23 protein-coding genes and 1 riboswitch are annotated in these 21,408 nt (G+C 70.4%); of the genes, 7 read left to right on the plus strand and 16 right to left on the minus strand.

The window, feature by feature from the left end; all coding sequences use genetic code 11:
- Positions 1-37 precede the first annotated feature (37 nt).
- Positions 38-1,192, minus strand: a complete 1,155-nt coding sequence (locus ACZ7PG_RS39685) for an NAD-dependent epimerase/dehydratase family protein (protein ID WP_470244339.1) — start codon at positions 1,190-1,192, stop codon at positions 38-40.
- A 138-nt stretch (positions 1,193-1,330) separates the two neighbouring features.
- Between ACZ7PG_RS39685 and ACZ7PG_RS39690 the strand changes: the two genes are divergently transcribed.
- Positions 1,331-1,828: a GtrA family protein gene (locus ACZ7PG_RS39690; RefSeq protein WP_470244340.1), complete on the plus strand. Its 498-nt coding sequence runs from the start codon at positions 1,331-1,333 to the stop codon at positions 1,826-1,828.
- Here ACZ7PG_RS39690 and ACZ7PG_RS39695 read toward each other — a convergent pair.
- Together ACZ7PG_RS39695 and ACZ7PG_RS39700 are read right to left on the minus strand one after the other, a co-directional pair.
- Positions 1,758-3,932, minus strand: a complete 2,175-nt coding sequence (locus tag ACZ7PG_RS39695; RefSeq protein ID WP_470244341.1) for a glycosyltransferase — start codon at positions 3,930-3,932, stop codon at positions 1,758-1,760. The two genes, ACZ7PG_RS39690 and ACZ7PG_RS39695, sit on opposite strands and share 71 nt — an antisense overlap.
- Positions 3,929-4,870, minus strand: coding sequence for an NAD-dependent epimerase/dehydratase family protein (locus tag ACZ7PG_RS39700; protein ID WP_470244342.1), 942 nt, complete (start codon positions 4,868-4,870; stop codon positions 3,929-3,931). The genes ACZ7PG_RS39695 and ACZ7PG_RS39700 overlap by 4 nt, the downstream gene beginning before the upstream one ends.
- A gap of 222 nt (positions 4,871-5,092) precedes the next feature.
- On the opposite strand from ACZ7PG_RS39700, the gene ACZ7PG_RS39705 reads away from it, so the two are divergent.
- Together ACZ7PG_RS39705 and ACZ7PG_RS39710 are read left to right on the plus strand one after the other, a co-directional pair.
- Complete coding sequence (locus ACZ7PG_RS39705; RefSeq protein WP_470244343.1) at positions 5,093-5,266, plus strand: hypothetical protein; 174 nt, start codon at positions 5,093-5,095, stop codon at positions 5,264-5,266.
- Positions 5,267-5,368: 102 nt separating this feature from the next.
- Entirely contained in the window at positions 5,369-5,560 is a 192-nt protein-coding gene (locus ACZ7PG_RS39710) for a response regulator transcription factor (RefSeq protein WP_470244344.1), read from the plus strand.
- Between the two features lie 5 nt (positions 5,561-5,565).
- Here the strand turns inward: ACZ7PG_RS39710 and gcvP are convergent, their stop codons facing one another.
- Both gcvP and ACZ7PG_RS39720 read right to left on the minus strand, forming a co-directional pair.
- Positions 5,566-8,442 (minus strand): aminomethyl-transferring glycine dehydrogenase, encoded by a 2,877-nt coding sequence (gene gcvP, locus ACZ7PG_RS39715; protein ID WP_470244345.1) that lies wholly within the window; start codon positions 8,440-8,442, stop codon positions 5,566-5,568.
- Positions 8,443-8,609: 167 nt separating this feature from the next.
- Positions 8,610-8,708, minus strand: a riboswitch (glycine riboswitch).
- Between the two features lie 42 nt (positions 8,709-8,750).
- Complete coding sequence (locus ACZ7PG_RS39720) at positions 8,751-9,329, minus strand: MerR family transcriptional regulator (RefSeq protein ID WP_364379688.1); 579 nt, start codon at positions 9,327-9,329, stop codon at positions 8,751-8,753.
- Positions 9,330-9,607: 278 nt separating this feature from the next.
- Between ACZ7PG_RS39720 and ACZ7PG_RS39725 the strand changes: the two genes are divergently transcribed.
- A complete protein-coding gene (locus ACZ7PG_RS39725) occupies positions 9,608-10,240 on the plus strand; it encodes a TetR/AcrR family transcriptional regulator (protein WP_470244346.1) in 633 nt (210 codons plus the stop codon).
- Here the strand turns inward: ACZ7PG_RS39725 and trxA are convergent.
- From trxA to ACZ7PG_RS39765, 8 genes are all read right to left on the minus strand, one after another.
- Positions 10,221-10,556, minus strand: a complete 336-nt coding sequence (trxA, locus tag ACZ7PG_RS39730; RefSeq protein WP_470244347.1) for a thioredoxin — start codon at positions 10,554-10,556, stop codon at positions 10,221-10,223. The two genes, ACZ7PG_RS39725 and trxA, sit on opposite strands and share 20 nt — an antisense overlap.
- Positions 10,557-10,567: 11 nt before the next feature.
- The gene (locus tag ACZ7PG_RS39735; RefSeq protein WP_470244348.1) at positions 10,568-10,963 is read right to left on the minus strand and encodes a MerR family transcriptional regulator; all 396 of its coding nucleotides are present in this window, start codon (positions 10,961-10,963) and stop codon (positions 10,568-10,570) included.
- Between the two features lie 41 nt (positions 10,964-11,004).
- Positions 11,005-11,478 carry a bifunctional nuclease family protein gene (locus ACZ7PG_RS39740; RefSeq protein WP_009078856.1) on the minus strand — a complete coding sequence of 158 codons (474 nt, stop codon included), beginning with the start codon at positions 11,476-11,478 and terminating at the stop codon, positions 11,005-11,007.
- A gap of 216 nt (positions 11,479-11,694) precedes the next feature.
- Positions 11,695-12,441 (minus strand): transcriptional regulator FtsR, encoded by a 747-nt coding sequence (gene ftsR / locus ACZ7PG_RS39745; protein ID WP_470244349.1) that lies wholly within the window; start codon positions 12,439-12,441, stop codon positions 11,695-11,697.
- Positions 12,438-12,908, minus strand: coding sequence for a glycogen accumulation regulator GarA (garA, locus tag ACZ7PG_RS39750; protein ID WP_284750621.1), 471 nt, complete (start codon positions 12,906-12,908; stop codon positions 12,438-12,440). Before garA ends, ftsR begins: the two co-directional genes overlap by 4 nt.
- Before the next feature lie 137 nt (positions 12,909-13,045).
- A complete protein-coding gene (gene gcvH, locus ACZ7PG_RS39755) occupies positions 13,046-13,432 on the minus strand; it encodes a glycine cleavage system protein GcvH (RefSeq protein WP_470244350.1) in 387 nt (128 codons plus the stop codon).
- Between the two features lie 101 nt (positions 13,433-13,533).
- Positions 13,534-14,154: a cardiolipin synthase ClsA gene (locus ACZ7PG_RS39760; RefSeq protein ID WP_470244351.1), complete on the minus strand. Its 621-nt coding sequence runs from the start codon at positions 14,152-14,154 to the stop codon at positions 13,534-13,536.
- Positions 14,155-14,167: 13 nt separating this feature from the next.
- Positions 14,168-14,398 carry a hypothetical protein gene (locus ACZ7PG_RS39765; RefSeq protein ID WP_470244352.1) on the minus strand — a complete coding sequence of 77 codons (231 nt, stop codon included), beginning with the start codon at positions 14,396-14,398 and terminating at the stop codon, positions 14,168-14,170.
- A 266-nt stretch (positions 14,399-14,664) separates the two neighbouring features.
- Between ACZ7PG_RS39765 and ACZ7PG_RS39770 the strand changes: the two genes are divergently transcribed.
- A complete protein-coding gene (locus ACZ7PG_RS39770; protein WP_470244353.1) occupies positions 14,665-15,222 on the plus strand; it encodes a hypothetical protein in 558 nt (185 codons plus the stop codon).
- Positions 15,223-15,256: 34 nt separating this feature from the next.
- The gene (locus tag ACZ7PG_RS39775) at positions 15,257-15,652 is read left to right on the plus strand and encodes a hypothetical protein (protein ID WP_470244354.1); all 396 of its coding nucleotides are present in this window, start codon (positions 15,257-15,259) and stop codon (positions 15,650-15,652) included.
- Positions 15,653-15,724: 72 nt separating this feature from the next.
- On the opposite strand, the gene ACZ7PG_RS39780 is transcribed toward ACZ7PG_RS39775, so the two are convergent.
- Complete coding sequence (locus ACZ7PG_RS39780; RefSeq protein WP_470244355.1) at positions 15,725-17,428, minus strand: AMP-binding protein; 1,704 nt, start codon at positions 17,426-17,428, stop codon at positions 15,725-15,727.
- Between the two features lie 12 nt (positions 17,429-17,440).
- A complete protein-coding gene (locus ACZ7PG_RS39785) occupies positions 17,441-18,283 on the minus strand; it encodes a crotonase/enoyl-CoA hydratase family protein (protein ID WP_470244356.1) in 843 nt (280 codons plus the stop codon).
- Between the two features lie 135 nt (positions 18,284-18,418).
- Here ACZ7PG_RS39785 and ACZ7PG_RS39790 point away from each other — a divergent pair, with 135 nt between their 5' ends.
- A complete protein-coding gene (locus tag ACZ7PG_RS39790; RefSeq protein ID WP_470244722.1) occupies positions 18,419-19,297 on the plus strand; it encodes an alpha/beta fold hydrolase in 879 nt (292 codons plus the stop codon).
- On the opposite strand, the gene ACZ7PG_RS39795 is transcribed toward ACZ7PG_RS39790, so the two are convergent.
- Positions 19,285-21,372: an ATP-binding protein gene (locus ACZ7PG_RS39795; protein ID WP_470244357.1), complete on the minus strand. Its 2,088-nt coding sequence runs from the start codon at positions 21,370-21,372 to the stop codon at positions 19,285-19,287. The two genes, ACZ7PG_RS39790 and ACZ7PG_RS39795, sit on opposite strands and share 13 nt — an antisense overlap.
- Between the last annotated feature and the right edge of the window lie 36 nt (positions 21,373-21,408).

Consider the following 21,408-nt stretch of genomic DNA (forward strand, 5'->3'; position numbering starts at 1 on the left):
GCTGGCTCCCCGCTCCGGGGGAGCCCGCACGCGCCGGCTAGCTCTTCAGCGCGCCCCGCCAGCGGACGGTCGGGCGCAGCTTGTCCATGTTCACGCGGTGCTTGTTGGCGCCCACGATGTCGAACATCGACTCGATCAGCGTCTCCGAGACCAGGTGCGGCTCCAGCCCCAGCCCGACCAGCCCGGTGTGCTTCACGTTGTAGTAGTGCTCGAGCGCCTCCGAGCGCGGGTTCTCCAGCTGCTCGATCTGCACCGGGCCGGGGAACCGCTCGGCGACCAGGTCGGCGATCGCGGCCACCGACATGCTCTCGGTCATCTGGTTGAAGACGCGGAACTCCCCCGCTTCGGCCGGGTTCTCCACGGCGAGGCGGATGCACTCGACGGTGTCGCGGATGTCGATCAGGCCGCGCGTCTGGGCGCCGTGGCCGTACACGGTCAGCGGCTGGCCCAGCACCGCCTGGATGACGAACCGGTTCAGCACCGTGCCGAACACCGCGTCGTAGTCGAAGCGGGTCGCCAGCCGCGGGTCGAGCGCCGTCTGCGGCGTCTGCTGGCCGTACACGATGCCCTGGTTCAGATCCGTCGCGCGCAGCCCCCAGGCGCGGCACGTGAATTCGATGTTGTGGGAATCGTGCACCTTCGTCAGGTGGTAGAACGACCCCGGCCGTTTGGGGAACAGCACGCGATCGGAGCGCCCGTTGTGCTCCAGATCGAGCCAGCCTTCTTCGATGTCGATGTTGGGCGTGCCGTATTCGCCCATTGTGCCCAGTTTGACCAGGTGGATCGACGGATCGATCTCCGCGATCGCGTACAGCAGGTTCAGATTGCCGATCACGTTGTTGTGCTGGGTGTACACGGCGTGTTCGCGGTCGATCATCGAGTACGGCGCCGACCGTTGCTCGGCGTAGTGGACGATCGCGTCGGGCGCGAAGTCGCGCAGCGCCCCGAACAGGAACTCCGCGTCCAGCAGGTCGCCTTCGTAGCTGCCGATCGTCGCCCCGGAGACCTCGTGCCACGCGGCGATCCGATCGGCCAGCGACTCGATCGGGACGAGGCTTTCGACGCCGAGTTCGGCGTCATAGCCGCGGCGGGCGAAATTGTCGAGAACGGCTACCTCGTGGCCTTTGTCCGATAAGTGCAACGCGGTCGGCCAGCCCAGATATCCGTCACCGCCGAGAACCAGCACTCGCATTGTGCCGCCTTTCCTGCTCGTTTACGCCCCCCGACGCTATCGATCACCTGCTGATGAAGACCTGGCAATGAGCTGTGAATCTCCTATGCGTAGGGGACCCGGGCGGCGGCGCCCCGGGCCCGCGGGGAGGATGGGGGCATGACGACCGTAACCAACGGCGTGCGGCCCCGCACAACGGAGAAGACCCGCCGCCGCGGCTGGGCCCGGCTGGCGCGCGCCGCGGCGACGTCGGTCGCGGCGACGGTCGTCAGCCAGGTGGTGCTGCTGGCGGTCCTCGCCACCGGCGGTGCGGCGGCCCTGGCGAGCACGCTGGCCTGGGCGGCCGGCGCGGTGCTCAACTTCGTGGTCACCCGCCGCTGGGTGTGGGGCCGCACCGGACGCCCGCGCGTCCGCCGCGAGCTGCTGCCCTACCTGGTCGTCATCGGCCTCGGCGGCCTCGCGTCCATCGGCCTCACGACGCTGGCGGGCGCGCTCCTGACACCCCTGAACCTGCCGCACTTCTGGTGGGTCGTGCTCGTCGACGGCACGTACGTGGCCAGCTACGCGCTGGTGTTCGTCGTCAAGTTCACCCTGCTCGACCGGCTCGTGTTCGGCCGCGGCGCAGCACGTACCCCCGCCACCACGTCCCCGTCATGACCCGGGCGTAGTTGGCGCCGTAGACGACGCTGCCGCCCTTCTTGCTCTTGCCCGCCTTGCGCAGCCGCATGCTCATCGGCAGCTCGACCACCCGCGACCCGCGCGCGGTCACCCCGAGCATCAGCTCCGACGACTGGTACTGCGGCTCGTTGAGCGGCACCGAGCACGCCAGGTCCGCCCGCATCGCCCGGAAGCCGAACGACGTGTCGGTGATCCGCCGGGCGGTCAGCACCGAGGCCAAGACCGCGAACACGCGCACGCCCAGCCACCGGACGCGGCTGTCGGCCTCCTCGTGCCCGAGCCGCCGTGACCCGGTGACGAAGTCCGCGGTGCCGTCGACGACCGGGCTGACCAGGGCTTCGAGCTCGCTGTTGTCGTACTGGCCGTCGGCGTCGGTCGTCACGACGTACTCCGCGCCCGCCTCGGCCGCGAGGTGGTAGCCCAGGCGCAGCGCGGCGCCCTGACCGCGGTTGCGGGGTGCGACGCAGACGTACGCGCCGTGCTCTTCCGCGATCGCCGCCGTGTCGTCGGTGCCGCCGTCGACCACGACGAGCACGTCGACCCGCATGCCGAGGCACTCGTCCGGCATCTTCTCCAGGACCTCGCCGATGCCGCCGGCCTCGTTGTAGGCCGCGATGACGACGGTCAGCGGCGCCAGCTCCAGGTCCGGGTGACGGCCGCGGAAGTCGTCGAGGGCGCTCTGGTCGACGTCGTCGGGGAACGCGGCGAGACGCTTCCGGCTGGCCGACGTCAGCGTGGTGAAGCCGAGGGCTCCGGCCACCGAGAAGAGCACGAGGGCGGGAATCTGGTAGCGCCAGGAGAACTGGAACACCGCCGAGGCGAACAGCAGGATCAAGCCGCTCGACGACGCTAGCAGCGCGCCTGCCCGCGCCCGGTCCAGGGGCTTCTTGCGCCGGAAGACCGTCAGCAGGCCCACCAGGGCGCCGATGCCGAGCACCGCGCCCGGGACGTATCCACCGCCGAGCTGGTAGTCGCGGAGGATCTTGGCCAGCGGCTGGTCGACACTCGCGTTGACGCCGTCGTTCTGCTGCGTGACCAGGTCGATCAGCGACTGGTCGGCCCACTGCGGGTAGGTGAGCTGGAACTGCCACCGATCCAGCGGGACGTCGGTCGGGTCCTGCTCGCGCGTCCAAGCGAAGCTCTTGGAGAAGTCCTTCAGAATCGCTTCGGCGACGTCGCCGGGCTGTTCTTTCAGGACGTCGATCGCGAACTCGTGCGCCAGCGCGGCCTTGTCCGCGCCCGGCGGCAGCGGTCCCGGCCAGTTCGGGTCGAGGTCGGCGTGGGTGTAGTTGTCCACGAGCCGCGTCTCGCGCGGTTCGGTCGGGCAGAACACCTGCAGCTCGGGCGAAAGGTGGAGGTTCGCGCAGTCGGCGACGGCGGCGGTGCGGCCGTAGAGCATGTTACCGGACGGCCCGGTCAGCCCCCACCTGCCGGTCTCCGAGTGCACCCGCGCCGCGTAGGGCACGAGCACGACGAGCAGGCCCAGCACGCCCGCGCCCGCCCGGCGCCAGCCCGTCCAGTGCCGCCACGCTCCCCCGGCGACGACCAGGTAGACCAGCAGCGGCAAGGCGAGCGAAATCCCGATCAGGCGCGTCAGCACGGCGAACCCGACCAGCAGCCCGGCGGCGCCGGCGCGCTTCCAGCCCGGGGCGCCCCAGCCGAGCAGCAGCCAGAGGAGCCCGAGCAGCACCGCCTCGAAGACGACCTCGGACATGATGTTCTGCTCGATCTGCAGCTGGTACGCGTCGAGCAGCACCGGCACCGCGGCGAGCGCGGCCACCCACGGACGGCCGCCGAGGCGCAGCACCAGCGCGTACACACCGATCGCGATCAGCAGACCGCCGACGTGCTGCACCGCCGCGACCCAGGCGAGCCCACCGACGGCCAGCAGCGGCCGCAGCACGAGGTCGTAGCCGATCGGGTCAAGCTGGTCGGCGCGCAGCGCGTGCAGGTTGTCGATGTAGCGGAACGAGTCGATGTACAGCAGCGCGGGCCGGTAGGCGAGCCAGGTCAGCACCCGGAGGGCGATCGCCGGGACGAGGAGCAGGAGCAGCGGCCAGTGCCGGCGCAGGAACACCGTCACGGTGTCGCGTTTGGACGGTCGAGGCCGGAGAAGTACTTCCACGCCGTCGCCAAACCGTCGGTGAGCGAGACTTCCGGGCGGTACCCGATGGTCTCCGCGCTGGCCGAGACGTCGACGACCACCGCGGGCATCTCCCCCGCCGGCGCCTCGACGTGCTCGACCGGCAGCTCGGCGCCGGTCACCTCGCGCACGGCCTCGACCATCTCCAGCACGGAGACCGAGCGTCCGGCGCCGACGATCGCGCGGCCGGTGTGGCCGCTGTCGAGGGCCAGCAGGAGCGCGCGGACGACGTCGTCGACGTGCACGAGGTCTCGGCGCTGGCGGCCGTCGCCGTAGATCTTGACGCTCGCGCCGGTCAGCGCGGCGCGCATCATGCGCGGCACGAAACTGTCCTTGTGGGACATTCCCGGGCCGTAGACGTTGGTGAACCGCAACGCACACGTCGTCATGCCGTACGCGCCGGCGTAGCCCGAGAGCAGCATTTCGCACGCCGCCTTGGTGGCGCCGTAGGGCGTCAGCGGCCGCAGCGGCAGGTCCGGGGTGATCGTCGCGGTGCCGACGTTGCCGATCACCGCGTTGGTCGACGCGAGCACGAACTTCGGCACCTCGCGGCGGCGCGCGAGCTCCAGCAGCTCCTGGGTCACCAGGACGTTGTCGGCGAACGTGTCCTCGGGCAGCTCGACCGACTTCAGCACCGACGTCAACGCGGCGAGGTGCACGATTCCCGCGGTCTCGCGCGTCACGGCCTCCTCGCGGACGGCGGCGTCACGGAGGTCGCCGGTCACCACGCGGACGCCGTCTTCGGGGAACGGGACCCGGTCCACGACGGTGACCGGGACACCCCGGTCGCGAAGGGCGTGCACGACGGCCCGGCCGATGAAGCCGCTGCCGCCGGTCACGACCACGGACGTCCGATCAGGACCGTGCGCACTCGCCATGGCGTCAACCTACCTCCCGTTCCTGTGCGGGCCCGGCCCGGCGTACGCACTACTGCGTATGGCCGCCGCCCCGGCCGGATCGGTGTCTGACCGTCTCGGCCGCGCCCGCCCAGGCGGCGACGACCGACGTCGGCGTCATCCCGGCGAGCCGGTCGTGCCCGGTCGGGACCGAACTCGCGCGGCGGGTTCATCGGGGCGGTCAGCAGCACCAGCAACACGGAGATGTTCTTCTGCCGGGTGAACGGCGCCGCGTTCCGCGGGGTCACGCAGTCCGGCTCGTTCCGGCCGTACGCGGTGCTGAAGCTGGGCGCGAACTGCCCGAACGGCTCGCAGGAGTTCTCGCGCCGGTTCGACAACTCGGCTCGCCCGGGGCTTTCTTCACCGGACGAGCAGTGAACTGACGGCGCGGCACCTGGACCGCGCCCTCGAAGTCGTACACGGGTTCCGGTCGGCGGGGCTCGCCGGGCTCGGCCGGCTGGTCGGCTGCGACTTCGTGTCTTGCACGAGCGCGGAGCACACGACGCGGCGGCTGACCGGTGCGGTCACCGAGCGGCCTGCGACCGGCAGATCGCCCGTCACCTCGGCATCAGCCCGCGGACGGTGCAGAAGCACCTGCAGCGGATCTACCGGAAGCTCGGCCTGACGAGCCGGACCGAGTTGCTGGTCCGGCTGTCCGGCGCCGGCTCCTGAGCGCGCTAGGCGAAGGCTTCCGGGGGCGGGCAGGAGCAGACCAGGTTGCGGTCGCCCGCCGCGCCGTCGATGCGGCGGACCGGCGGCCAGATCTTCGCCGCGCCCGGGCCCGCCGGGAACACCGCCGTCTCGCGGCTGTACGGCCGGTCCCACTCGCCCGCGACGCAGCGCGCCGTGTGCGGGGCCTGCCTCAGCGGCGACTCCGCCAGTGCCCACTCCCCCGCCGCCACGCGGTCGATCTCGGCGCGGATGGCGATCATCGCGTCGCAGAAGCGGTCCAGCTCGGCCAGGTCCTCACTCTCGGTCGGCTCCACCATGAGCGTGCCCGCCACCGGGAACGACATCGTCGGCGCGTGGAGGCCGTAGTCGGCCAGCCGCTTCGCGACGTCGTCGACGGTCACGCCGGTCGCCTTCGTCAGCGGCCGCAGGTCGAGGATGCACTCGTGCGCGACGAGCCCGTCGTGTCCCGCGTACAGCACCGGGAAGTGCTCGCCGAGCCGGCGAGCGACGTAGTTCGCGTTGGCCACGGCCACGAGCGTCGCCCGGCGCAGGCCGTCCGCGCCCATCATCCGGACGTACGCCCACGAGATCGGCAGGATCGACGCGCTCCCCCACGGCGCCGCGCTGACCGGCCCGACGCCGGTCGCCGGGCCGGCCGCCGGCTGCAGCGGGTGGTTCGGCAGGAACGGCGCCAGGTGCGCGCGGACCCCGATCGGCCCGACCCCGGGTCCGCCGCCGCCGTGCGGGATGCAGAACGTCTTGTGCAGGTTGAGGTGCGAGACGTCGGCGCCGAACCGGCCGTACTGCGCGACGCCGATGAGCGCGTTCAGGTTGGCCCCGTCGACGTACACCTGCCCGCCGGCGTCGTGCACCAGCTCGCAGACCTCACCGACGGTGTCCTCGTAGACCCCGTGCGTCGAGGGGTAGGTGATCATGATCGCGGCCAGGTCGGCGCGGTGGTCGTCCACAGTGGACCGCAGGTGCGCGAGGTCGATGTTCCCGTCGTCGTCGCACCGGACGACGACCACCCGCATGCCGGCCATCACGGCGCTCGCCGCGTTCGTGCCGTGGGCGCTGGCCGGGATCAGGCAGACGTCGCGCTCGCCCTCGCCGCGCGAGCGGTGGTAGGCCCGGATGGCCAGCAGCCCGGCGAACTCGCCCTGGCTGCCCGCGTTGGGCTGCAGGGAAACCGTGTCGTAGCCGGTGATCCGCGCGAGCCACGCGCTCAGGTCGGCGACCACCTCCAGGAGCCCGGCGGCGTCTTCGGCGGGCGCGAACGGGTGCAGCCCGGCGAACTCCGGCCAGGTGACCGGTTCCATTTCGGCGGCGGCGTTGAGCTTCATGGTGCACGAGCCGAGCGGGATCATGCTGCGGTCGAGCGCGACGTCCTTGTCGGACAGCCGGCGCAGGTAGCGCAGCAGCGCGGTTTCCGAGCGGTGGGCGTGGAACACCGGGTGGGTGAGGAACGCGCTGGTGCGCCGCAGCGGCGCCGGGAGCGCGTCCGCCGTGTCCGCGTCGAGGCCGTCCACATCGGACACCGAGACGCCGAATGCCTTCCACACGCACGAAAGCCGCTCGCGGGTGGTCGTCTCGTCGCAGGCGACGCCGACGTGGTCGTCGTCGACGAGCCGCAGGTTCACGCCGAGGTCGCGAGCCGCCGCGACGACCGCTTCCGCCCGCCCGGGCACCGACGCGGTCACGGTGTCGAAGAACTCGCCGTGTCCGACGTCGATGCCGCCTTCGGCGAGGCCGGCGGCGAGCACGGTGGCCATCCGGTGGGCGCGCAGCGCGATCCCGCGCAGCCCGTCGGGCCCGTGGTACACGGCGTACATCGAGGCCATCACCGCCAGCAGGACCTGCGCGGTGCAGATGTTCGACGTCGCCTTCTCGCGGCGGATGTGCTGTTCCCGGGTCTGCAGGGCGAGCCGGTACGCGGGTGCGCCGTCGGCGTCCTTCGAGACGCCGACCAGGCGTCCCGGCAGCTGCCGTTCCAGGCCTTCGCGGACCGCGAGGTAGGCGGCGTGCGGGCCGCCGAAGCCGAGCGGGACACCGAACCGCTGGGTGGATCCGACGGCGACGTCGGCGCCGAGCTCCCCCGGCGGCCGCAGCAGGGTCAGGGCGAGCGGGTCGGCGGCGACGATCACCGCGGCGCCGTGTTTCTTGGCCTCGGAGATCGTCAAGTCGAGCTCGTGCACCGCACCCGACGCACCGGGGTAGGAAAGCAGCATCCCGAAGAAGTCGCCGCCGAGGCCAAGTCCGGTGAGACCTTGGGAGAGGTCCTCGACGACCAGTTCGATGCCCAGGGGTTCGGCCCGGGTCCGAAGCACGGCGAGGGTCTGCGGCAGGGTGTCCTGGTCGACGACGAACCGGTTCGAAGCGGACTTCCCGGCCCGCCGCACGAGTGTCATGGCCTCGGCGGCAGCGGTGGCCTCGTCGAGCATCGACGCGTTGGCGACGGGCAGCCCGGTCAGATCGGCGACCATGGTCTGGAAGTTGAGCAGCGCCTCGAGCCGGCCTTGCGAAATCTCGGGCTGATACGGCGTGTAAGCGGTGTACCAGGCCGGATTCTCGAGCACGTTCCGCCGGATGACGGGCGGAGTGATGGTGTCGTGGTACCCGAGCCCGATCATCTGGGCCATCGTTCGGTTACGGCCGGCAAGCGCCCGAAGCTCGGCGAGCGCCTGAGCTTCGGTGGCGGCCGGCGGCAGTTCGAGCGGACGAGCGGAGGACCGCAGCGACTCAGGAACAGCACGCTCGGAGAGCTCGTCGAGAGAAGCGACACCGACGACATCGAGAATGCGGCGAAGTTCGTCCGGCCCGGGACCGATGTGCCGCTCGGCGAACGGGATGCCCTGTTCCAGCGAGGCGAGTGACAGTTCCACGGAGCCTCCTGCGGACAGCCGAGCCGGGCCGGGGACGATGTCCCCCGGCCTCCCCACTCTGTCCGTACCCCGAGGGGCGCCTGAGAGTTTCGCCCGAGGTTGAGCCGGGCTTGCACCGTCGGCGGGGCCATCAGGTTGTGTCCTGACGACCCGCTTTCCAGAGGCGTCTCGTCCGCGCGGTCCAGGGTGCCTGAGAGGTTCCGGGGAGGACTTGCTCCTTCGGCGCCGAGCTCAAGGTGTGGCTCGGACTCTCCCGCGCGGATTCGTCGACCGCGAGGAGAACCTTACTCGACTCCTCGCGGCGGTGATCACCCGGTCTTGCGGGCGTTGCGGCGCTGGGTGAGCTCGTCCGGCTGGTGCGTTTCGACGACACCGCCGTCGGCGCGTTCGGCCTGGAACTCGTGGATGGTGCCGCTGATCTCCTGCATGGCGCCGCTGACCGCGATGCCGAAGACGCCTTGGCCGCCCTGGAGCAGATCGACGATCTCCTCCGGCGAGGTGCATTCGTAGACGGTGGTGCCGTCGGAGAACAGCGTCACGCGCGCGAGGTCACGGACTCCGCGGACGCGCAGGTGGTCGACCGCGACCCGGATGTTCTGGAGGGAGACCCCGGTGTCCAGCAGCCGCTTGACGACCTTGAGGACCAGGATGTCCTTGAACGAGTACAGCCGCTGCGAGCCGGAACCGTGCGCCGTGCGGATGCTGGGTGCGACCAGCTTCGTCCGGGCCCAGTAGTCGAGCTGGCGGTAGGTGATCCCGGCGATCTGGCACGCGGCCGGACCGCGGTAACCCACCAGCTCGTCCGGCAGCGAGTTGTCGGGGAACAGCTCACCCTGCTCGCCAGCCGCGACCTCAACAGGCTGCTTCTCGGAACCAGCCTCGACCACGCAAGCCTCCCCTCGCCCGACCGGACGGCCGGCGAATGACAGTCGGCCGGTCCCAGGAGCGGGACCCACCGGAGATCCATCGCCGCGATCCGGCCCCAGACCGTGAATCACATCGTGGCGATTTACCTCCTTCGACGGTAAGCGCCAGGAGAACACCGGTCAACGCGACGCGCGGCAAGCCTCAACGGTCGGATGAGCGTTTGAGCCGTTCGCCGTACCCCCGAGCCGGTGGTTCAAACCTCTTGACCGGATTTACTCAGCCGAGTAACTTTTTACTCATGCAAGTAAACACCGACCTCATGGCCGAGATGGGGCTCAGCGCCGCCGAGGCGGCCCGTCGCGCCCAGATCATCGGCGCCACCATCGGCGTCATCGCCGACCTCGGTTACCGGAAGGCGACGTTCGCCAAGATCAAGGAACGCGCCGGGCTCAGCAGCACCCGGATGATCTCCTACCACTTCACGAACAAGGCCGGCCTGATGCAGGCCGTCCTGAGCACGGTGGTCGAGACGAAGGGCGAGTTCCTGAAGGAACGCACCGGCGGTGGCCTCGACCCGGCGGACCGGCCCGGCCACCTGCGGGCCCACATCGAGACGTCGATCGCGTTCCTGCGCGCGTACCCGGAGTGCGTCCGGGTCCTGACGGAGCTGGCGGCCAACGCCGACGACGCCGACGGCTGGGTGATGACGAAGGTGCTGGTCGACGACATGCGGGTGCACGGGCTGGCCCGCCAGCTCAAGCAGGGTCAGGCCGAAGGGCTGTTCGGCGACTTCACGCCGGAGGTGATGGCGATGTCCATCGCGCAGGCGATCGACGGGGTCGCCGCGGCCTACGCGGCGGACCCGTCGCTCGACCTGGAGAAGTACGAACGCGAGGTCGCGGACGCCTTCGTCAAAGCGACCGCGCCATGAGCGCCCGGTCGAGGCGGTCTTCGATGCGGGCCTTCGGGAACGCGCCGACGATCGTCTCGACCGGCTCGCCGCCGGCGAACAGGATCATCGTCGGCAGGGACATGACCTGGTAGGAGCGCATGGTCTCCGGGTTCTCGTCCGCGTTGATCTTGCGGACGGCGAGCTTCCCGGCCCGCTCGTCGGCCAGCTGCTCCAGCACCGGGCCGACCGTCCGGCACGGTCCGCACCAGGTGGCCCAGAACTCGACCAGCACCGGGACGTCGCTGTCGACGACCTCGGTGAACGTCGCGTCGGTGACTGCGGCGACTTCGGACATGACGGGCTCCTTCACGGGCGCGGGGAATCGGGCACGACACACGGATCGGGCGCCTGCCGGGCCAGGGCGGTGGCGAGCTTCCCTGCCAGCTCGGCGCGGATGCCGCCGAGGCGGGCCAGCAAGGCGTCGGCTTCTTCGAGCTTGCGGCGGTAGACCTCGATCGACGTCAGGCAGGAGTCGCCGGTCTCGTGACCGCTGCGGAGGCAGTCGACGAAGGGGCGGGTCTCGTCGAGGGTCAGGCCGATCGTCTGCAGGGTCTGGATCTCCCGGACCAGCTGCAGGTCGTCCTCGTCGTACTCGCGGTAGCCGTTGGCCGAACGACGGGCCTCGATCAGGCCCTGGGCCTCGTAAAAACGCAGCGCACGGGTGGTGACACCCGTGCGCTGCGCAAGCTCTCCGATCCGCATACCCCGACGCTAGACGTTGACGTCCGCGTCAAGGCAAGTTCTCAGGTGTCGGCTCCCCGGAAGTCCTCGGGCGAAACGGAGTCGAGGAACTCGCGGAACTTCTCGACCTCGTCCTCCTGCTCGTCCGGGATGATCAGGCCCGCCTCCTCCAGCACCGCGTCCACGGCGTGGATGGGGACACCGATCCGCAGGGCCAGCGCGACCGAGTCGCTCGGCCGGGCGGAGACCCGGATGTCGCCGTCGAAGACGAGCTCGGCGAAGAACGTGCCTTCCTTGAGGTCGGTGATCACGACCTGCTCGAGCTCCCGGCCGAGCGCCCCGATGACCTCTTTCAGCAGGTCATGCGTGAGCGGACGGGCCGGCCGGACTCCCTGTTGCTCCAAGGCGATGGCGGTGGCTTCGACCGAGCCGATCCAGATCGGCAGGTACCGTTCGCCCTCGGTCTCCCGCAGCAACAAGATCGGCTGATTCGCGGGCAGCTCGACCCGCACACCGACGACGCGCATCTCGCTCATCGGGCTTCGCCTCCCTCTCGTGCACACGGGCGCAGGCGCTGATTCGGCCGGACGCCGTCATCGCCGACGCTACCCGTCATCCGTGCGCTGTGCTCGCTGTCGAGACTATCTCGGTTCGCCTGCCGCAAACCCTTGCCTTCACGGTACGGCATGCGGTGCCGAACATTCAGTCATTGACATGGGGCGGCAAAGAGGATCTCAGCGCCCCATCGTTGATCAACACCCCGCGACGCCGCGGATTCCCGCCTTGACGAGGAGCGTGTGGAGGGTCACGGACAGTGCCGCGAGCTCCCGCACCACCTCGTCCGCCCTCGACTTCGCTTCCGGGTCACGGTGCCGATACACCGGTGTCACGATCTGCTCCAGCAACCCGACCTCGCGGTCGGCCGCGGCGCGGAAGGCACGCAGATGTCTCGGCTCGATACCGAATTCGGTCATCGCCTTCACCGTCCGCGCGACCAGCACCGCGTCCGGGTCGAAGAACCCGGCGGGACCGGGCCGGACCAGGCCGTACTGCTGCAGCTCGGCCAGGGCGGGCTCGTCGATGCCGGCCTGCTCCAGGAGCTCCTCCTGGGTCAGGCGCAGCTCTTTGCCGGTGGCGAAGTCCGCCGCCTCCGGCAGGCCGACGTTCTCCGCCGGAGCGTCGATCGGCACCAGCCGGCGCGGCGGGCGGGGCACGGCCGCGACGGGCCCGGCACCCGAGTCCGCCGCGTCCAGCTGCTCCTTGATGACCTTCAGCGGGAGGTAGTGGTCCCGCTGGGCGGCCAGCACGAATCGCAGGCGCTCCACGTCCGCCGCGGCGAACTGCCGGTACCCCGAAGCCGTCCGGCCCGGCTGGACCAGGCCTTCCGCTTCGAGGAACCGGATCTTGGAGATGGTGACATCGGGGAAGTCCGAGCGCAGCTGCGCCAGGACGGCCCCGATGCTCAGTCCGTGATTCTGTGGCCGCCCGGCCGCCGTCACTGCGCTCCCTGGCCCCCGTGACCCGGGCCGGTCAGGAAGACCAGGCGGAACTTCCCGATCTGCACCTCGTCGCCCCCCGCGAGGACGGCCTGGTCGACCGGCTCGCGGTTGACGTAGGTGCCGTTGAGGCTGCCGACGTCGATGACGACGAACTCGCCGCCCTCACGCCGGAACTCGGCGTGCCGGCGGGAGACCGTGACGTCGTCCAGGAAGATGTCGCTGTCCGGGTGGCGCCCGGCGCTGGTCGTGTCGCGGTCGAGCAGGAACCGCGAACCCGCGTTGGGGCCGCGCTTCACCACCAGCAGCGCCGAACCCGCGGGCAGGGCGTCGACGCCCTGGACCGGCGCCTCCGCGGCCGGGGCGGACTCGTGGCCTTCGGCTTCGGCCAGGAAGTCGGCCCGGAAGACAGAGGTCCGCTCCGGAGACTGCTCCGGGGGAACGCCGCCGGGCCCGTCGTTCGTGCTCACCTGAGCTCTCCTCCACACATGCTGTGTTGCCTAGTACTCAAGAACGTGTAGCTGCCAACGTACCGTGCCTGATCGATTCTCCGAGCCCCGGCTCCCCGAACCGGCGCAGTGCCGGCCGGGGCGGCCCGGAGCCGGGCTCAGCCCTTGGTCAGTGCGTCGTACGCCTCGGCTTCCAGCAGGGCTTCGAGCCCCGCCGGGTCGTCGAGCCGGATCTCGATCAGCCAGCCCTCGCCGTAGGGGTCGCTGTTGATCAGCTCCGGCGACTCGGCGACGGCGTCGTTGATCGCGACGACCTCCCCGTCGACCGGCGCGAACAGCTCGGACACGCTCTTCGTCGACTCGACCTCGCCGAAGACGTCGCCCGTGCTCACCTGGCGGCCGACCTCCGGCAGGTCGACGAACACGACGTCGCCGAGCTGGTCCTGCGCGTACTCGGTGATGCCGATGCGGACGAGGGTGTCCTCGCCCCGGGTGGCGACCCACTCGTGTTCCTCGGTGTAGCGAAGCTCTTCAGGAGCGGACACCGCCGGTCCCCTTTCATGCCCTCACTGGCGAAAACGTGCTGGGCGAAGTCTTACACCCACACGGCGCAGCGCGCGGCCCGACCCGGGGATAACCGTCGCGCTCAGTCGCCACCCGCGCCGCGCAGGGCGTTGCGCGCCTGGACCACGTAGAGGACGCCGGACCAGACGTACAGCACGCCGCCCCAGATGGTGAACGCGTAGCCGATCGGCCGGGCGACCGCGGCGACGTCCGAGCCGCCCTGCGCGAGCAGCAGGAACGGGAAGGCGTACATCAGCACGAACGTCGCGCCCTTGCCGATGTAGGTCACCTCGGGTGGGGCGAACCCGCGTCGGCGCAGCGTCAGCACGCAGACCCCGAGCACCGCCTCGCGCACCAGGAGCGGCACCACCACCCACCAGGGGATGATCTCCCGGACCAGGAACGCGATCAGCGTGGCGAGGATGTAGAGCCGGTCGGCGGCCGGGTCGAGGAGCTGGCCCAGCCGGGACATCTGGTTGAGCCAGCGGGCCAGCTTGCCGTCGAGCCAGTCGGTCAGCGCGCTGAAGACCAGCAGCGCGAGCGCCCAGCCGTCCTCCTCCGGACCCAGCAGCAGCCACAGGAACACCGGCACGCCGGCGAGCCGCAGCAGCGACAGCATGTTGGGGACGTTGAAAGCCTGCTTGAGCAGGGACGGCTCGGCGGCGCTCGCCTGCGCGGCTGGTTCGGGTGCGGCTGTGCTCACCCGGCCAGCGTAGTCAGCACGCGCGGCGGCGGCTCCAGCCGCGCCGCTGCAGTTCGGCGCTGCTCAGCGCCTCGGGACGGCCCCGGTAGTCGGTGCCCATCCAGCGGGCGCGGCCGGGGCGCGCCTCCAGGACGTACGGGCGCCCGCAGCACCAGACGACGCTGCTGGGGACGGTCGGGGGGCCGGACGGGCCGGCGGTCTCGTCGGTGCTGGCTTCGGGGCTGGTCACAGCGTCGGCGTTCATCGCTCTCACGGGATCGGGACGGGTATCGGGGACGGGAAGCTCGTCGGCCTCCACCAAGATCTTCGGCACGCGGAGCCGGATTGTTAACCGATGCGGCCGGAATTAGACCGATCGATTCTTCTTGGCAGCGTGAGGTTTCGGAGCGTGAACGGAATGTTAATTGTCCACTGTGGACACTGTTGGGGCGGCCACCGGACGGGCCGCCACCCGGCTGGAGTAATCTGCCGCACACCTGTGGGCGAGTCGGCCACGGGGCCCCGGCCCGGATGGGCCAGAATGACCGGGCCAGCCTGACCGGGGAGGACAAGATCGCGGTGCCCCATCCGACCACCACGAGGACGTGGCGGCCGTTGCTCGCCGCCTGCCTCGCCGTGCCCGCGCTCGCGGCCTGCTCCGGCGAGCCGGCCGCCCAGGCGCCGTCGTCTTCGGCGGCCGCCCCGAGCTCGGCGCCGCCGGCTTCCCCGACGACCGCTCCCCCGCCACCGCCCACCGGCGGCAGTCCGGCCGCGACCCCGCCGGCGTCCAAGCCGGCGGGAGCCCCGCCGACGGTGCCCGGGGCGTGCGGCACCGTGACCGCCGCCAGCGGGCTGACGCTCTACGTGTTCGACAGCGGCTCCGCCGGCGTCAGCTGCGTCGCGGCGACGAAGCTCGTCGGCGACTTCCACCGCAAGATCGCCGGCCGCCAGGGCGCCGGCTCGAACGACGCGGTGAACGAGACCGTCGACGGCTGGCTGTGCACGTCCGGGCCACCCGCCGCCCAGGGCGGCACCACCTGCACCAAGGGCGAGCAGACGGTGTTCGCCGCCGTCGTGCCGTCCGAGTGACCGCTCCCGATCCGCTTCCGTTCCTGAAGGGCCCATGAAGACACTCGCGTACCCCCTGCTGCTCGTCGCCGCGGCCGCCGTGCTGGCCGGCTGTGGCGCCGACCCCGCGCCCGCGGCGCCGTCCGCCGAGGCGCCGGCGCCCGCCGCGGCCGCCGCGGCCGCGTCGACGGCACCCGGCGTGCCGTGCGGCGACGTCACCGCCACCGGCGGCGCCAAGACGGCGGTCGTCGCGCACGGCAACGTCGACTGCGCCGCGGCCCAGACGCTGCTGAAGGACTACTTCGCGAAGCTGACCCCGGCCGAGGCGGCGTCGGCCGACGGCCCGGGCCCGGTCGTGCTCGACGAGTGGACGTGCGGCAGCGGCCCGAACGACCCGGTGACGGCGTGCTCGACCGAGGACGGCCGCCAGGTCGAGGGCACCCGCTCCTGAGCGGTCTGCCGCGGCTGGTCGTGAGTGAGAAACAGTGTTCTAACCCTGTTTCTCACTCACGACCAGCGGCCGTCAGGACTTGAGGTCGGGGAAGTCCTCTTCGCGGTACTCGGTCCCCTCCGCGCGCTTCGGGTCGCTCTCGCGGCCGCGCAGCTCGACGCGGCGGATCTTGCCCGAGATCGTCTTCGGGAGTTCCGCGAACTCGAGCCGGCGGATCCGCTTGTACGGCGCCAGGTGCTCGCGGCAGTACGCGAGGATCGCCTTCGCCGTCTCCGCGGTCGGCTCGTGGCCGGTCGCCAGCACGACGTACGCCTTGGGCACCGCCAGCCGGATCGGGTCGGGGGCCGGGACCACCGCCGCCTCGGCCACCGCCTCGTGCTCGATCAGCACGCTCTCCAGCTCGAACGGCGAGATCCGGTAGTCCGACGCCTTGAACACGTCGTCCGTGCGCCCGACGTAGGTGAGGTAGCCGCGTTCGTCGATCGAAGCGACGTCACCGGTGTGGTAGAAACCGCCGCCGAAGGCCGCCGACGTGCGTTCGTCGTCGTCCGCGTAGCCGGTCATCAGGCCGACCGGGCGGTGGTCGAGGTCGAGGCAGATCTCGCCCTCGGCCGCGCGTTCGCCGCTGACCGGGTCGACCAGCGCCACCACGAACCCGGGCAGCGGGCGGCCCATCGAGCCGGGCACGACGTCCTGGCCGGGCGTGTTGGCGATCTGGACGCTGCTTTCGGTCTGGCCGAAGCCGTCGCGGATGGTGACGCCCCACGACTTCCGGACCTGCTCGATCACCTCGGGGTTGAGCGGCTCCCCCGCCCCGACGACCTTGACCGGCGGGGTCTTCAGCGCCGTCAGGTCCGCTTGGATGAGCATCCGCCACACCGTCGGCGGCGCGCAGAAGCTCGTCACGCCGCAGCGGTCCATCTGGGCCATCAGCGCGTTCGCGTCGAAGCGGTTGTAGTTGTAGAGGAACACCGTCGCCTCGGCGTTGAACGGGGCGAAGAAGTTGCTCCACGCGTGCTTCGCCCAGCCGGGCGAGGAGATGTTCAGGTGGACGTCACCCGGCTCCAGCCCGATCCAGTACATCGTGGACAGATGGCCCACCGGGTACGAGACGTGCGTGTGCTGCACCAGCTTCGGCTTCGCCGTCGTGCCGGAGGTGAAGTAGAGCAGCAGCGGGTCCGCGGCCTTCGTCGGACCGTCCGAGGCGTACTCCGGCGACTGCGCGAACGCGGCCGAGTACGGCTGCCAGCCCTCGACCGGCTCCCCGACCGCGATCCGCGTGTAGTCACCTTCGACATCGGCGAACTTCGGCGCGTCGACCGACCGGACCACGACGTGCTTGGCGGCGCCGCGCTCGACGCGGTCGGTGAGGTCGGCCGGCCCGAGCAGGGTGGACGCCGGGATGATCACGGCGCCGAGCTTGATCGCGGCGAGGATCGTCTCCCACAGCTCGCCCTGGTTGCCGAGCATGAGGATCAGCCGGTCGCCGCGGCGGACACCGAGGCTCCGCAGCCAGTTCGCGACCTGGTTGGACCGGCCGGACAGCTCCGGGTAGGTCCAGCGGTTCTCGGTGCCGTCCTCCTCGACGATCCACAGCGCGTACCGCTCGGCGTTGTCCGGGTCGTGCGCGACGACGTCGAACCAGTCGATCGCCCAGTTGAACTCGTCGAGCTCCGGCCAGGCGAAGTCGCGGTACGCCGTCTCGTAGTCCTCGCGGTGGGTCTGCAGGTAGTCCCGCGCCACCCGGAACGCGTGGTGGACCTCCGAAGCGCTCACGCTGCCTCCTAGTTATTCGCCCTTGAACTCCGGCGAACGACGCTCCATGAACGCCTGGACCGCTTCGCCGAGGTCCTTGCTGGGCAGGAACGCCGAGTTCCACGCCGCGACGTACCGGAGGCCGTCGGCGACCTGGCGCTCGGTGTTCGTCGCCAGTACCTGCTTCGTACCCTGCACCACGAGCGGCGGGTTCGCAGCGATCTCCCCGGCGAGTTCGCGCGCGGCCTTCAGCAGCGCGTCGGAGTCCGGGTGGACATTGTTGACGAGTCCGATCTTCTCGGCGCGCGCGGCGTCGATGTCCTTGCCGGTCAGGGCCAGTTCCCGCAGGTGCCCTTCGCCGACGATCGAGGCGAGCCGCTGGAGGCTGCCGAGGTCGGCCACGATGGCGACGCGGACCTCGCGGACGCTGAACTTGGCGTCGGCGCTGGCCAGCCGGATGTCCGCGGCGGCGACGACGTCGACCCCGCCGCCGATGCACCAGCCCGAAACGGCCGCGATGACCGGTTTGCGGCATTCCGCGATCGAGCTGACCGCCGCCTGCAGCGACCGGACCTGGTCGAGGAACGCCGTCCGCGGCCCGGCCAGGTTGTCCCCGCCGAGCATCGGCGCCCAGTCGCCCATCATCGCCGGCAGGTCGAGACCGTAGGAGAAGTGCTTGCCGCTGCCGGTCAGCACGACCGCCCTGACCTGCGGGTCGGCGTCCAGCGCGCGGAACACCAGCGGCAGCTCGCGCCAGAAGTCCGGCCCCATCGCGTTGCCCTTGGACGGGCCGAGGAGCGTCACTTCGGCCACGGGGCCGGCGACGTCGACCTTCAGGGAGACGAGGTCGGGCAGACTGTCAGCAGTAGCGGTCATGGGGTCATCTTGACCCATGCCCGCGACGAGCCACCATTGGCACGTTGTCAATTGATGCGATGGTCACTGTGCCGACGTGGTCATGGGATGTTTTCCTGGACGTAGGTGACCACGACGCGGGGAGGACGGTGGGAGATGAGCCCGGCCGGCAGCGCGACCCTGATCGAGCCGGAGCCCCCGGCCGTCCCGGCGCGGCGCGAGTCCCGCCCGATCGAGCTGACCGGCTCGTTCGACCACGAGGGCCACCGGCTCTGGTACACGGAGTTCGGCAGCGGCGACAAGGTCGTCGTCCTCACCCACGGCATCATGCTGACCCGCCGGATGCACGCCCCGCTCGCGCGCCGGCTGGCCCGCGCCGGGTTCCGGGTGGTCACGCTCGACCTGCTCGGCCACGGCGACTCCGACCGGCCGACCGAGTCGTGGCTGTACTCGATGCCGTCGTTCGCCGAGCAGACCCTGGCGCTGCTCGACCACCTCGAGGTCGGCTCGGCGGTGGTCGGCGGGACGTCGCTGGGCGCGAACGTCTCGCTGGAGGTGGCGGTCCAGGCCCCTGACCGCGTGCACGGGCTGATCGTCGAGATGCCGGTGCTGGACAACGCGATCGTCGCGGGCCTGATCACGTTCGCGCCGCTGCTGATGGCGGCCCGGTTCCTGCCGGTGACGGTCCAGGCGGTGTCGCTGGTGGCGTCCCTGGTCCCGCGCGGCAACCAGTGGGTCGACGTCGTGACGGACACGCTGTCCCAGCGCCCGGCCCCGATGGCGGCGCTGCTGCACGGCGTGCTGTTCGGCCGGATCGCGCCGCCGAAGTCGGTGCGCCGCAAGATCACGACGCGAGCGCTGGTGATCGGCCACCAGGGCGACCCGATCCACCCGTTCGGCGACGCGGACACCCTCGCGGTGGACATGCCGGACGCGGAGTTCGTCCAGGCCCGGAGCCCGGTGGAGCTCAGGTTCGACCCGACCCGCCTGTCGGACGCGATCCGCGCCTTCGCCGCGAGCTGCTACGAGGACTGAACGACGCCCGCCAAGAGCGCCTCGACCTCTTCCTTCATCATCGAATCGAGCTCAGTGAACACGACGAGGGCTCTTCGCCATGCCTCGCACGCCTCAGCGGTTCTGCCGGCTCGGGCGAGCAGTCTTCCGAGTTCGACGAGCGCCTCTGCGCCGTGGTGGTGCTGCGCAGCTTCGACGTACGCATCAGCCGCCTCCCGCAGGTAGCGGATGGCCTCCTCGATGCGCCCCTTGCCGTCCCAGATCCGGCCGAGGTTCAACAGCGCCCACCCGGCCGATCCGACCGCCCCGATCCCCCGGAAGATCGTCAACCCGCGGAGGGCGTGGTCGAGGGCGTCGTCGGTCCGGCCGAGGCCGAGCAGTGCCGCTCCGAGGTTGACCTCGGCTGTTCCTTCGTTGCGGGGGTGGCCGATGGAACGGCACTTCGCGATGGCGCGTCGCAGGTGATCGACAGCCTCGCCGAACCGGTCCAGCGCGAGGTAAGCCGTCCCCAGATCATTGAGCGACGCGGCCTGTCCGAAGCCGTCATCGAGTTCATCGGCGATGGAAAGACTGCGGAGGTGACAACTGATCGCTTCGTCGTACCGGCGGGACGCCTGGAAGGCTTCGCCCAGATGGCCGTAGGCCCACCGCTCACCGATCCGGTCCCTGACGTGCAGCGCCGCCGCGAGGCCGTGCTGGTGAATCGCAATCTGCTCCGCCTTGAAGTGGTTCATGGCCAAGAAACAATCGAAGACGTTCGGCAGCTGCCAGCCGACCGTGTACTGGTTCGCGTCCGGCGCCTTCTGGACGACCGCCATCAGGTTCTGCCGCTCCGCGGCGAACCACTGCCGCGCCTGCTCGCGGTCCCCGAAACCCAGTGGCCGGCAGCCATCGGGCCGATCGGAAATAGGCACCTTCGGGTGTTCTGGGTAAAACGCGTACAGGGCGGCATACGCGGTGTGCAAATACCACTCATAACAACGCGCGACGGCGTCCTCTCGCAGCTGAGCGGGTTCATCCTTCGAAGCGCGCTCTCCGGCGTAGATGCGCAACAGGTCGTGAAACTGAAATCGGTCCGCGGCCACTTCGGCGATCAGGTGAACCGAGACGAGCGCATCCAGCCGGCGCCTCGCCGTGGCCGTCGTTTCGCCGAGCAGGACCACTGCTGCAGGGAGCCCGATGACGGCACCCGGATGTAGGCTCAGCAACCGGAAGGCACGAGCCAATTCCGGGGGCAACGCCTTGTAGGACCACGAGAAGACGGTTCGCACTGCAGCCTTCTCGTCGTCGCCCAGGGCCAGCTGGTCGAGACGATCGTGTTCGCGATCGAGTTCGCGGGTAACGTCACCGACTCTCAGGTGCGGCCTTCCGGCAACGCGTTCCGCCGCTATCCGGAGCGCAAGGGGAAGACAGGCACAATGCCGCGTCAACTCGATCGCCGCCGCCTCCTCACGCTCGGCCCGATCACCGCCGATCACCTCGCTGAGCAGCGCATAGGCTTGATCGGGAGGCAGTACATCCAGCTCGATGCGATGAGCACCATCGCGCGCGACCAGACCGGAAAGGGCATTGCGACTGGTCACGATGACCAAACAGCCCGACTCGTTCGGTAGCAGCGGCCGGACTTGCTCAGGTGTAGCGGCGTTGTCGAGAACGACCAAGATCCGTCGCCCGGCGAGCACCGACCGATAGGTGGCCGCCATGGCGTCGGCTCCATCGGCGATTCGATCGACAGGTAGGTCCAGGGCGCGCAGGAAGGAACCGAGGACGTCCCGTGCCGTCACCGGCTCGCCCGGATCGTAACCACGGAGATTGACGTAGAGCTGGCCATCCGGGAAATGCTCCGCGATGCGGTGCGCCCAATGCACGGCGAGCGAGGTTTTGCCCACTCCGGCCGCACCGGAAATGGCCGATATCACCACCGTGCGCCGAGGGGTGCCGAGCAAGGAATCGAGTTCTTCGAGCTCTTCGCCTCGCCCGATGAAATGCATGACGTCCCGCGGCAACTGCCGCGGACAGCTCGAGACCAGGCCGTTCGCAGTTCCGGTCCGGCGTCTGGAGCCCCCAGCCGACCGCCGGCCATTCTTGCCGCTCATGAGGCACCCTCCCGGCACCAGCCTGACATCGCCCAG

It is taken from the genome of Amycolatopsis sp. NPDC114504 (assembly GCF_055633595.1).